We start from the raw sequence: 12,280 nt of genomic DNA on the forward strand, positions 1-12,280 counted from the left end.
TATAAAAAAAGCGGAAACAAAATTTGTTTCCGCTTATATCTTTATTAGATAGAGAGATCTTAGTTACCACCGAACTTGAATCCTACACCGATTTGTGCGAAGCTGTTCGTTATTTTCCCTCCACTTCCGTCATTGGAAAGGTTTGATACCCCTAAATTATATCTTGCATCAAAGAAAAGTCCATTTTCAAGCATATATTCTACTCCTACAAATGGAGCTAGGTTTAAAGATTTAATATCATCTTTGATATCTTGCTCTCCTTCACCACCTTCAATTTCTATGTCAACAGGAAGATTAGTTCCAATTACAGTTTTTTGTTTAGCTGTAAGAATAATTCCGAAATTCACACCCGCAGCAACAGAAAATCCTTCACTGATAAAATATTTTGCAGAAACAGGAACCAATAAAGTTCCAAACGTCACTTTTGTCTGTTCACCAAAATAAACATCACCTTCGCTTTCTTCAATTCTTTCCTTCGCTCCAAGTGGGGAATACAAAACCTCACCCTGTAAACCGAACTTGTCACTAATTTTGTATTCCGCCATACCTCCGATATAGAAAGTATATTTAGGATCCATTTCTCTTTTATATAGATCATCCTGCTTATCATCAACTTTAATAGTTGACATTGCAAAACCAGCTTTAGGTCCAAATCTAAATTCCTGAGCGGTAACACTCATTCCCATTACAGCTACAGCTGCCAGAAGTAAAATTTTCTTCATAATTGAATTTTTTTATTAAATTGTGGCAAAAATAGCAATTTATTTCTAATATCAAAGAATATGGTATATTTTGTATATTTTATATTAAAAAAAACAGGATAAAAATTAATTTATCCTGCTTTATATCATTTATTTATAGTTAGTTATTCATTTCTAACCCGCTTTTCCTCATCGTTATAAGCGAGAATGATTTTCCTTACCACAGGATGCCTTACAACATCCTCCTCAGTAAGATGTACAAACCCGATCTCTTTTACGCCATGTAAAATTCTCATAGCTTCTTTCAACCCAGATTGCTGTTTTGGAGGCAAATCTACCTGACTTGGGTCACCTGTGATAATAAATTTCGCATTCATACCCATTCTTGTTAAAAACATTTTCATCTGGGAATGTGTTGTATTCTGTGCTTCATCCAGAATTACAAAAGCATCATCCAGTGTTCTTCCTCTCATAAAAGCTAATGGTGCTACTTCAATCACCTTCTTCTCCATATATCCTTCCAGCTTATCGTGAGGAATCATATCCCGAAGCGCATCATATAAAGGTTGCAAATACGGATCAAGCTTTTCTTTAAGGTCACCCGGTAAAAATCCTAAGCTCTCCCCTGCTTCCACAGCCGGCCTTGTAAGAACGATTCTCTTCACTTCCTTATCTCTCAGAGCTTTTGCAGCTAAGGCTACACTGGTATATGTTTTCCCCGTTCCTGCAGGCCCGATCGCAAAAACCATATCTTTTTTCTCAGTTTCCTTTACTAATTTTTTAAGATTGGTGGTTTTAGCTTTAATTATTTTACCGTTTACTCCTTTTACTATAATATCCTGGTCAAAAACAAGCTGTTTTTCGTTTTCGTCTTTAAGGTTTAGAATATTTTCAACGTCTTTAAGCTCGATATAATTATTTGTCGAGATAAATTTTACAATGTCATCAAGCTTTTGCTTAAATATATCAAGAGCCTCCTGATTCCCCATCGCAAAGATAAAATGGTCTCTTCCTGTGATTTTCAGGGTCGGAAAGCTGGATTTTATTAAATTAAAGTATTGGTTGTTTACACCATAGAAGATTTTTACATCTACATCTTCCAAATCATATGTCAATTCAAACATGCAGTATTTTATTTATTTTAGATTTTAAATTTAAACCTTTTTTTCAAATTTGTATCAAATTCTTTTCCACAATCTTCGGGCTTTCCTTTATTTTTAAATAAATTTGCAGAACGATCATTCTATAACTATTCAATGTCAATCATTACCCTTACTTCGGATTTCGGAAATTTAGACTACAGAGTTGCCGCTGTGAAAGGCAAAATCCTGTCTCTAAAGCCTGAGGTGAATATTGTTGACATTTCTCACGATATTCAGGCTTTCAACCTTATTCAGACTTCCTATATTGCCAGGAATTCTTATAAATATTTTCCAAAAGGTACCATCCATATCCTTTCTGTAGACAGTTTTCATCATAAATCGAGGAAAAATATCCTTTACAAAGCAGACGGACATTACTTTTTGGCAGCAGACAACGGGCTTTTAAGTTTAATTTTTTTTGATATTAAACCTGAAGCCATTTATGAAATTACTTTAAATAACAGGTTTGATGATATTGTTAATTTCACTTCAACGGATGTTTTTGTTCCTGCGGCGGTGCATTTGGCCAACGGCGGACTTCCGGAAGTGATCGGCAGAAAAATAAAACATGCCAAAGAACTTCTGTTCCCGAAACCTGTTTATAATGAATCAGAAAAAATGATCATTGGTGAGGTAACCTATATTGATAATTTCGGAAATATAATATCAAATATCAGCAAAGACTTTTTTGAAACCATGGGAAGAGGATACGAAAATTTCACCATCAAATTCAGGAATTTAAGTCTTTCGAAGGTATTTTCAAGTCATACGGAGGTGGTTTCAGACTGGACAAGAGAGACCGAATATCATGGGCAGTCTGCAGCAATTTTCAATGACAGTCAGCTTTTGGAATTAACGATCTATAAGGGAAGTAAAAAAAACGGTGCAAAATCTTTATTCGGATTGAATGTGGGAGAAAATATTTACATCGAATTTTCCTAGAATTAAATATTTCATAAAAAAAACGATTTTTTTTATATATTTGTCAAAATCTAAAAATTAAAAATGGCAGAATACAAATTATTGCTTCCTTCCATGGGAGAAGGTGTTATGGAAGCGACAATTATCACTTGGTTGTTCAACGAAGGCGATAATGTAAAGGAGGATGATTCCGTAGTAGAAATTGCAACAGATAAGGTAGATTCAGACGTTCCGACACCAGTTTCGGGGAAAATTGTGAAAATCTTAAAGCAAAAAGACGAAGTTGCAAAAGTAGGTGAAGCCATTGCTATTTTAGAAATTGAAGGTGAAGGCGGAAATACAGCTTCAGAAGACGTAAAAACTGAAACTCCGGCTGCAGCTCCAGATACCGATACATTAAAAACTATTGAACAGCCTTTGCAAGTAGCTGCTTCAACACAAGAATTCTCCGGAGATCTTTATTTGTCTCCGCTTGTAAAATCAATTGCACAACAGGAAAATATTTCTGAATCTGAACTTAAATCTATCAAAGGAAGCGGTTTGGAAGGAAGAATTACCAAAGAAGATATTTTAGCTTTCGTTAAAAACAGAGGAAACCAACCGGCTCCACAAGCTGCTGCTCCGGTACAACAGGCAGTTTCTGCTCCACAACCGGTGGCCACTTCAGCTCCGGTTTCTACCATCACTCTGGGAGCAGGTGACGAAATCATTCCGATGGACAGAATGAGAAAAATCATCGCTGAAAACATGGTGAAGGCTAAGCACATTGCTCCACACGTTACTTCTTTCATTGAAACTGACGTGACAAACGTGGTAAAATGGAGAAATAAAAACAAAGCCGTTTTTGAAAAACGTGAAGGCGAAAAACTGACTTTCATGCCGATTTTCGTGAAAGCTGTGGTAAAAGCGATTCAGGATTTCCCAATGATCAACGTTTCTATCAACGGTGATAATATCATTAAAAAGAAAAATATCAATATCGGTATGGCAACGGCTCTACCGGACGGAAACCTTATCGTTCCTGTAATCAAAAATGCTGATCAATTGTCACTTTCAGGATTGGCAAAAGCGATCAACGATCTGGCCTACAGAGCAAGAAACAAAAAATTAAGACCGGAAGACACTCAGGGTGCAACATACACGATTTCTAACGTCGGAAGCTTCGGAAACCTTATGGGAACACCGATTATTCCTCAACCTCAGGTTGCTATCTTAGCCATTGGAGCTATTGTGAAAAAACCTGCAGTTCTTGAAACGGCAGACGGTGATGTAATTGCTATCAGAAACTTAATGTTCATGTCTCACTCTTATGATCACAGGGTTGTAGACGGTTCTTTGGGTGGAATGATGCTGAAGCATGTTCACGATTACCTGGAAAACTGGGATCTGAACACCGAAATCTAAGTAATGAGCAATTGGCAAATAATTTGCCGATTTTAAAATATAAAACCTTCGATTCTTTTCGGAGGTTTTTTTGTTTTTGGATTTAATTTACTTTAAATTTAAACAGTCAGAATTATTTATTTTTAGACAAAATAAAAAAACAGCCAATTCAGCCCTTCTATAATACGAATTTCATAAAAATACCGTATTTTTACCCCTAAAAATTGACAAATGTTGAAATTTTTAACCCTCATTCGAAGAAGTCTTAAAAAATCTTTTGACAATATCCGTAATGAACAACTGAAACACAATCTGCTTCAGGCCATTCCGTTTTGGATTGGTTCTGTGATTACTGGGTTTGCAGCGGTGATGTATGCAAAGATATTTGCTTGGGGCGAAAATCTTTTGCATTTTATTATGAACTGGCATGCATGGATGATTTTTATTGTCGCCCCTGTTTGTTTTGTGGTTTCCTGGTGGCTCGTGAAAGAATTTGCACCCAATGCCAAAGGAAGCGGAATTCCGCAGGTAATGGCAGCCGTGGAACTGGCCAATCCGAGGGAACATAAAAAAATAAGAAGTCTCTTGAGCTTAAAAATTATTATTTTTAAAATAATTTCCTCTGTTATTCTGGTAATCGGCGGCGGTGCCATCGGTCGTGAAGGACCAACCATCCAGATTGCCGGGTCTGTTTTCCGCAAAGTAAATGAATACCTTCCGGAATGGTGGCCGAAAATTTCTAAGAAAAACATGATTATGACCGGAGCCGCAGCAGGTCTTGCAGCAGCTTTCAATACTCCTCTTGGCGGAATTGTATTTGCCGTTGAAGAATTGTCAAAAACCCATATTAACTACTTTAAAACTGCTTTATTTACGGCTGTTATCATTGCGGGGCTTACAGCTCAGACTCTGGCAGGTTCGTACTTGTATCTGGGCTATCCGAAAACCAATGATGTTTCATTAATGGTGATGTTTCCTATTATTTTAGTTGCAGGAATTGCAGGAATTTTGGCAAGCCAGCTTTCCGTAATCATGCTGAAAATGAGTGATTGGAAAAAAAGAAAATTAAAAACCGATAAAGCCAATATTATATTCCTGGTTATCTGCGCGTTGGTTATTGCATCTATTGCTTATTTTATCAACAGGGAAATTCTAGGTTCGGGAAAAGAGATTATGGAGCGGGTGCTTTTCACGAATAACAAGCATGAAGACTGGTATGTTCCTATCTTAAGGATGCTCGGCCCTGCCCTTTCCTTCACATCTGGCGGTGCGGGAGGAATTTTTGCCCCAGCTCTGACTGCCGGAGCGAGCATCGGTTCTGTGATTTCAGGATTTATTCACTTGACTCCCAATGAAACAAATGTTGTGGTTCTCGGAGGTATGGTCGCTTTTTTAACAGGAATTACGCGTGCTCCGTTTACATCAGCTATTATCGTCCTGGAAATGACCGACAGACATTCTCTGATTTTCCACCTGATGCTGGCCGGAATGGTTTCGTCAATTGTTTCTATTCTTGTAAGCAGACATTCTTTGTATGATGTGATAAAAGCGAATTTCTTAACGGAAATAAGGAGTGAGAAATAGGTTATAAGTAATTAAAATTGAGTTTTTTAAATAAATCAAGCGTTCATTACCCATTACCCATTGCTTATTACTTATAAATTGTTTGCATATAACAAATTTATTCTCTATTTTTGCACCTCGAAATAATTAACAAATTTATTTAACATTATGAACAATTACGAAACTGTTTTCATTTTAACTCCCGTTCTATCTGACGCACAGGTGGAGGAAGCAGTGAAAAAATTTGAAGATCTTATCAAAGAAAAAAACTGCGAAATCGTTGCTAAAGAAAACTGGGGATTAAAAAAATTAGCTTATCCGATCCAATTGAAAAAGAACGGGTTCTATACTTTAATCGAATTTAAAGGTGAAGGTACTGTAGTTGCTGATCTAGAATTAGCATTCAAACGTGATGAAAGAGTAATCCGTTACCTTACTACAAAACTTGACAAACACGCTGTTGAGTATGCTGTAACTAGAAGAACTAAAGTAAAGACAGCTAAAGCTTAATTATTAACCCTATTTTTTAAAAAAGACAAGACATGGCAATAGACGAAATGGCTAAACAAGCCTCAGCAGGAGGAGAATCTGAAGTAAAATTCCTTACTCCGCTTGATATCAATACAAAATCTGAAAAGAAATATTGTAGATTCAAAAAATACGGAATTAAGCACGTTGATTATAAAGATGCTGATTTCTTATTACAATTTGTAAACGAACAAGGTAAAATCTTACCAAGAAGATACACTGGAACTTCTTTGAAATACCAAAGAAAAGTTTCTGCTGCTATCAAAAGAGCAAGACACCTTGCGTTACTACCTTACGTAGCTGACTTATTAAAGTAAGATATAAAAAGAAACAAGAAGAAAGAGAAAAGATTCCGGTCGTTTCTCTTTTTTTAAGTTGCTGAATAATAATTAATTCTAACGATTTTTAGATTAAAGAAAAGAAATAATTTCTAAGACACCTGTCTTTTTTCTTTTTTCTTTGTTCTTTTCTCTAAAACTAAAAAACGGACAACAACAATGGAAATTATCCTAAAAAAAGACGTAGAAAACTTAGGACTTGAGTTTGATACAGTAAACGTAAAGCCAGGTTATGCTAGAAACTTCTTAATTCCTCAAGGAATTGCACTTTTAGCTACACCTAAAAACAAAGCTACTTTAGAAGCTACATTAGAAGCTAGAAAAGAAGAAGAAGCTAAATTAATCGCTGCTGCAAACGCTGTAGTTGAGCAATTGAAGAAAACTTCTATCACAATTCCTGCAAAAGTAGGTTCTGGTGATAAATTATTCGGATCTATCAACAATGCAGATCTTTCTGCTGCTCTAGAAAAAGCTGGAGTTTCTGTAGAGAAGAAATATATCAAAATCCCAGGAAACACTATCAAGAGAACTGGTAAAGTAACTGCAAACATCAGATTACACAGAAACGTTGAATACAACTTCGAATTCGATATCGTATCTGACGCTCCGGTAGAAGCTCCTAAACCAGCTGCTCCAAAACCAGTCGCTAAAGTAGAAGAAACTCCTTCTGAAGAAGCTTAATAAAAAGACGAGATTTTCTCAATATAAAAACCACTTCAATTTGAAGTGGTTTCTTTTTATCATTAAAACCGAGAAGAAAATTCCGGTTTATATTTTTAAGACTTTGGAGCCCATTGCTTAAAAAACTCCTTCGTTTTTTCCAAGCTGTATCCTTTCCCTTCCTCTAAAACTTCACTGTTCTGAACGTGAATCATCTTACCATTGCTGTCCAAAATTATAAAAACAGGATATCCAAATTTGTCACCCGGATTTCCATATTTTGCAAAAATCTTTTCATTTTTATTATCAGGAGAAAAATTCAAATGATAATATTCGTAGTTTTTATCAACCATTCCTTTCAGCTCAGGTGTCGTTTGTACAAACTGGTTGAACCTCAAACACCAGATACACCAGTTCCCACCCGCCTGAATCATAATATTTTTCTTTTCCTTTTTAGCTTTTGCAATCAGATTTTGAATATCCTTTTCCGCATCTGCTTTCGGATTATATGGTTTAGGCAACTTCGCTTTTTCTTCAGCTGCTTTTTTCTTTGCATCAAGCTCTGCATGGTCTGTTTTTACCAACAATGCCTTATCAGTTTCCCTTGAAGCAGGTTTATCTTTCAATTCCTGAGAAAAAGCACAAATACTTAATCCCAAAAATGCTGTTAACATTAATTTTTTCATAACATAAAAGTAAAAAAATAATACTTAATTGAAGCAAAAATAGAACCATATTTTTATTATCCGTAAATTTGCATGTTTTATGAATTTCCTGATCAAAATATTATATTTAATTTCTAAACTCCCACTGAAAATTTTATACATTTTTTCAGATATTATTTTCTTTTTAAACTATTATCTTGTTGGGTATAGAAAAATTGTCATTACCAAGAACTTGCAAAACTCGTTCCCTGAAAAGCCGATTGAAGAAATTAAGGAAATAAGGAAAAAGTTTTACCTCAATTTCTCCGATTATTTGGTGGAAACAATAAAATCCTTCAGCATCTCCGAAACGGAAGCAAGAGTGAGGATGCAGCATATTAACCAGGACCTTTTCCATGAGGCAAAAGCAGAAGGTAAAAACATCATCCTGTTGGCGGGCCACGTCTTCAATTGGGAATGGATAAATGCTTTAGCTAAGCTTGTTCCGCAAAAACATTGTCACCCTGTTTATAGAAAGGTAAACAGTGATTTTTGGGAAAACCAGATGAAAAAAGTCCGGAATAAATTCGGGAATGAGGCATTGGAAGCTAATGAAGTGATTCTTAATATTTTTAGAAAGAAAAATGATGGTGATTCCATCTATATGTTTGTTGCTGATCAAACGCCGCATTCTTCCCATATTACTTACGGATTAGAATTTCTGAATCAGAGGACTCCTGTTTTCATTGGATACGATAAATTAGCCACAAGAATGGACCTTGCATTCATTTATTGTGAAATGAAAAAGGTAAAACGTGGATTTTACCAAGTGAATTATCACAGAATTTATCCGGACGGAGAAAAATTTGTTGAGAATGAAGTAGTGAAAAAGTTCCATAAATTATTGGAAAACACCTTACACAAACGTCCTGACAATTATCTTTGGTCACACAGAAAATGGAAATATCAAGACTCTATTAAAAATTTTGATTCTGAAAAAATATAGATTCTCATGTCAAAAAAACTAGCAGTCGCGATACTAAACTGGAACGGAAAAAACTGGCTGGAAAAGTTCCTTCCGGATGTAGTGAGGTTTTCTGAAAATGCAGATGTTTATGTTATTGACAACCTTTCCACAGACGATTCTATAGAGTTTTTACAGACTCATTTTCCAACTATAAAAATTATTAAAAACAATAAAAACTACGGTTTCGCGGGAGGTTATAATGAAGGGTTAAAAGAAATTAAAAACGAATATTACTGTCTTCTCAATTCCGATGTAGAAGTTACGGAAAACTGGATTGATCCTGTATTAGACTTATTTGAAAAAGATTCATCAATTTCTGCTATTCAGCCCAAAATTTTATCCTTTAATAATAAGAATTATTTTGAATATGCCGGAGCTGCAGGCGGCTTGATCGACAATCTTGGCTATCCATATTGCAGAGGTAGGGTTTTTGATGATCTGGAGGAAGACAGAGGCCAATATGATGATGAAACGGAGATTTTCTGGGCATCGGGATGTTGTTTCTTTATTCGCTCTAAAGATTTTTGGGAACAGCAGGGTTTTGATGAAAGATTTTTTGCGCATCAGGAGGAAATTGATCTTTGTTGGAGATTAATCAATTCCGGAAAGAAAATTTTTTATACCGGAAAATCTAAAGTTTACCATGTTGGAGGCGGAACTTTGAATAAGCAAAGAGCTCAAAAGACTTATTTAAATATCAGAAATAACCTTTCAATGATGTTGAAAAATTTACCATTTCCAAAGCTGATCTGGCTGATATTTTTCAGATTATGCCTGGATGGTATCGCGGGGATTTATTTTGGATTAAAACAGGGTTTCCCCCATTTGTGGGCTGTTGTAAGAGCACACTTTGCATTTTACGGACAGGTTCCTGGAACATGGAAGCTTCGACAGAAATTTCAGAAAGAAAAATTTTATCAATCAAAATGGTTAATCTTTAAACACTTTTTAGGAGGAAAAAAATAGTCCCGAATTTTACTTTTAAGTTCTTAAATCTTATAACTCATAATTCAAAACTCATAATTTATAACTCATAACTTAATTAAAAATGGATTTTTGTGCACTAGATTTCGAAACAGCAACACATGAGAGGAATTCTGCATGTGAACTTGGTGTTTGTATTGTACAGGATTCTAAAATTGTTGAAACTAAAACCTGGCTGATAAAACCGCCGAGCTTTCCTTATTTTAACCCGTTCAATGTAGACGTACACGGGATTTTACCGGACCATGTGAAGGATTCACCTACGTTTGACGAAATCTGGTATGAAGTTGAAGAAATGATGTACGGAACGTTGATGATTGCTCACAATGCCGGTTTTGATGCTGGAGTTTTGCGTGGCTGCCTGAATCATTATGGGATGTTTACTCCAAAGTTAAATTACATGTGCAGCATTCAATTAGCGAAAAAATCTTGGAATTATTTGCCTAAATACGGTTTAAAACATTTGGCAGAATACCATCAAATTAAATTTAATCATCACAGGGCGGGCGACGATGCAGAGGTTTGTGCAAAGATCTCTTTACTGGCATTTGAGAAACTATTTCTTACAAGTAATGAAGAAATTGCTGATTATATGAAACTGAAGATTAAAAAGCTTTAATCCGCATTAATTTGGCTCACTGCCCTTATTTTTAATTACTCAAAACCTCCGACAACAAATTGAATTTCGGGATCTCTATTTCAAAATTTTCCTGAGTTTCCATATTTTTAACTAAATATTTTCCGCTCATATTTCCTACTCCGGACCGAAGCATGACATTTGAGAAATAAGTAAAATTTTCACTTATCGGAATTTCCGGCGTGAGGCCAATCACTCCATCACCAATAATCTCTGTATATCCGAAACCAACATCAAAGATCAGCCATTTTCTTTTAAGAATTTTTATGGCAAAACTTCCGTCATTTTCGATCGTAATGTTGTATTTAAAAACATATCTGTTTTCAGATGGATAACTATTCTTACTATCATATTCAGGTGTTACTGAAACTTTGATATTTGAGGTCATTTTTGAGAACATCATCTTAGTATTTCTTTAATGGATACAAAAATCTCGCCTTTTTCAAGACGAGATTAGAAAATTATATTATAATTTATCAAAATTTATAAGCCAAGACCTTTTCTTTCGTCTCCACCTAGTAAGATTTCAACAGGATTGTCGATACCTTCTTTCACTGCAACAAGGAATCCAACAGATTCTTTACCGTCAATAATTCTATGGTCATAAGACATTGCAACATACATCATCGGGCGGATTACCACCTGTCCGTCAACCGCAACCGGTCTCTGGATGATATTGTGCATACCCAAGATTGCAGATTGAGGAGGGTTGATGATTGGTGTAGACATCATAGACCCGAAAGTACCACCGTTTGTGATGGTGAAAGTACCCCCTGTCATTTCGTCAACAGTGATTTTTCCGTCTCTTACTTTGGTAGCCAAGTCTTTGATATTTGCTTCAACGCTTGCAAAAGACATATTTTCAGCGTTTCTCAATACAGGAACCATTAATCCTTTAGGACCGGAAACTGCAATTGAAATATCACAGAAATCGTAGTTCACCTTGAAATCACCGTCGATAGACGCATTCACGTCAGGATACATTTGTAATGCTCTTGTAACCGCTTTTGTGAAGAAAGACATGAAACCAAGTCCTACTCCATTTTTTTGAGCAAATTCATCCTTATATTGTTTTCTCAGTCTAAAGATTTCAGACATGTCAACTTCATTGAAAGTCGTTAACATCGCTGTTTCATTCTTTACAGAAACTAATCTCTGAGCGATTTTTCTTCTAAGAACTGAAAGTTTTGTAGTCGTTGTAGATCTTGAACCTGTAGCAGAAACAGGGCTTCCTCCCAATGCAGGAACAGCAGCCAATTCAGCATCAGATTTAGAGATTCTTCCGTCTCTTCCTGAACCTGAAACCTGAGAAGCATCGATACCTTTTTCGTCAAGAATTTTCTTAGCAGCAGGAGATGGAGCACCTGTCGCATACGTTTGAGTTGCAGCAGCTACCGGTTGAGCAGCAGGTTTTGGAGCTTCCTGTTTTGCAGGTTCAGCAGCTTTTGGAGCTTCTTCCTTTTTCGGAGCTTCAGCAGCCGGAGCAGCAGCACCAGCAGGTTTTGCAGCGTCCATATCAATTAAGCAAACCACTTGTCCTACCTGTACAACATCACCTTCCTCAGCTTTCAAAGTAATAACACCACTTTCTTCTGCAGGCAATTCAAGAGTGGCTTTGTCTGAATCTACTTCAGCGATTGGTTGATCTTTTTCTACGTAATCACCATCTTTCACAAGCCAAGTTGCAATTTCAACTTCCGTTATTGATTCGCCCGGTGAAGGAACTTTCATTTCTAAAACTGACATATCGTA

At 36.0% G+C, this 12,280-nt stretch carries 14 protein-coding genes; 9 read left to right on the forward strand and 5 right to left on the reverse strand.

From position 1 onward, the window contains the following. Positions 1–59 precede the first annotated feature (59 nt). On the reverse strand, positions 60–722 hold the full coding sequence (locus ATE47_RS08150; protein ID WP_062161500.1) for a porin family protein: 663 nt from the start codon (positions 720–722) through the stop codon (positions 60–62). Positions 723–865: 143 nt separating this feature from the next. After that, positions 866–1,825, reverse strand: coding sequence for a PhoH family protein (locus ATE47_RS08155; protein ID WP_062161501.1), 960 nt, complete (start codon positions 1,823–1,825; stop codon positions 866–868). 132 nt (positions 1,826–1,957) lie between these two features. On the opposite strand from ATE47_RS08155, the gene ATE47_RS08160 reads away from it, so the two are divergent. From ATE47_RS08160 to rplI, 6 genes are all read left to right on the forward strand, one after another. Then, complete coding sequence (locus ATE47_RS08160) at positions 1,958–2,785, forward strand: SAM hydrolase/SAM-dependent halogenase family protein (RefSeq protein WP_062161502.1); 828 nt, start codon at positions 1,958–1,960, stop codon at positions 2,783–2,785. Between the two features lie 63 nt (positions 2,786–2,848). Then, complete coding sequence (locus ATE47_RS08165) at positions 2,849–4,168, forward strand: dihydrolipoamide acetyltransferase family protein (RefSeq protein ID WP_062161503.1); 1,320 nt, start codon at positions 2,849–2,851, stop codon at positions 4,166–4,168. A gap of 210 nt (positions 4,169–4,378) precedes the next feature. After that, on the forward strand, positions 4,379–5,731 hold the full coding sequence (locus tag ATE47_RS08170; protein WP_062161504.1) for a chloride channel protein: 1,353 nt from the start codon (positions 4,379–4,381) through the stop codon (positions 5,729–5,731). A gap of 147 nt (positions 5,732–5,878) precedes the next feature. After that, on the forward strand, positions 5,879–6,220 hold the full coding sequence (gene rpsF / locus ATE47_RS08175; RefSeq protein ID WP_062161505.1) for a 30S ribosomal protein S6: 342 nt from the start codon (positions 5,879–5,881) through the stop codon (positions 6,218–6,220). Between the two features lie 32 nt (positions 6,221–6,252). Further along, the gene (gene rpsR / locus ATE47_RS08180; protein ID WP_002979091.1) at positions 6,253–6,555 is read left to right on the forward strand and encodes a 30S ribosomal protein S18; all 303 of its coding nucleotides are present in this window, start codon (positions 6,253–6,255) and stop codon (positions 6,553–6,555) included. Between the two features lie 180 nt (positions 6,556–6,735). After that, the gene (rplI, locus tag ATE47_RS08185; RefSeq protein WP_062161506.1) at positions 6,736–7,257 is read left to right on the forward strand and encodes a 50S ribosomal protein L9; all 522 of its coding nucleotides are present in this window, start codon (positions 6,736–6,738) and stop codon (positions 7,255–7,257) included. A gap of 95 nt (positions 7,258–7,352) precedes the next feature. Here rplI and ATE47_RS08190 read toward each other — a convergent pair whose 3' ends face one another. Next, a complete protein-coding gene (locus ATE47_RS08190) occupies positions 7,353–7,922 on the reverse strand; it encodes a thioredoxin family protein (protein ID WP_062161507.1) in 570 nt (189 codons plus the stop codon). Positions 7,923–8,001: 79 nt separating this feature from the next. Between ATE47_RS08190 and ATE47_RS08195 the strand changes: the two genes are divergently transcribed. The 3 genes from ATE47_RS08195 (at position 8,002) to ATE47_RS08205 (ending at position 10,510) form a co-directional block, all read left to right on the forward strand. Next, complete coding sequence (locus ATE47_RS08195; protein ID WP_062161508.1) at positions 8,002–8,886, forward strand: lysophospholipid acyltransferase family protein; 885 nt, start codon at positions 8,002–8,004, stop codon at positions 8,884–8,886. Positions 8,887–8,892: 6 nt separating this feature from the next. After that, positions 8,893–9,873 carry a glycosyltransferase family 2 protein gene (locus ATE47_RS08200; RefSeq protein ID WP_062161509.1) on the forward strand — a complete coding sequence of 327 codons (981 nt, stop codon included), beginning with the start codon at positions 8,893–8,895 and terminating at the stop codon, positions 9,871–9,873. Positions 9,874–9,955: 82 nt separating this feature from the next. Then, entirely contained in the window at positions 9,956–10,510 is a 555-nt protein-coding gene (locus ATE47_RS08205; protein WP_062161510.1) for a 3'-5' exonuclease, read from the forward strand. A 31-nt stretch (positions 10,511–10,541) separates the two neighbouring features. Here ATE47_RS08205 and apaG read toward each other — a convergent pair whose 3' ends face one another. After that, positions 10,542–10,916, reverse strand: coding sequence for a Co2+/Mg2+ efflux protein ApaG (gene apaG / locus ATE47_RS08210; protein WP_228376339.1), 375 nt, complete (start codon positions 10,914–10,916; stop codon positions 10,542–10,544). 95 nt (positions 10,917–11,011) lie between these two features. Further along, a complete protein-coding gene (odhB, locus tag ATE47_RS08215) occupies positions 11,012–12,274 on the reverse strand; it encodes a 2-oxoglutarate dehydrogenase complex dihydrolipoyllysine-residue succinyltransferase (RefSeq protein WP_062161512.1) in 1,263 nt (420 codons plus the stop codon). Positions 12,275–12,280 lie beyond the last annotated feature (6 nt).

This window comes from Chryseobacterium sp. IHB B 17019 (assembly GCF_001456155.1).
Classification (GTDB): Bacteria; Bacteroidota; Bacteroidia; order Flavobacteriales; family Weeksellaceae; genus Chryseobacterium.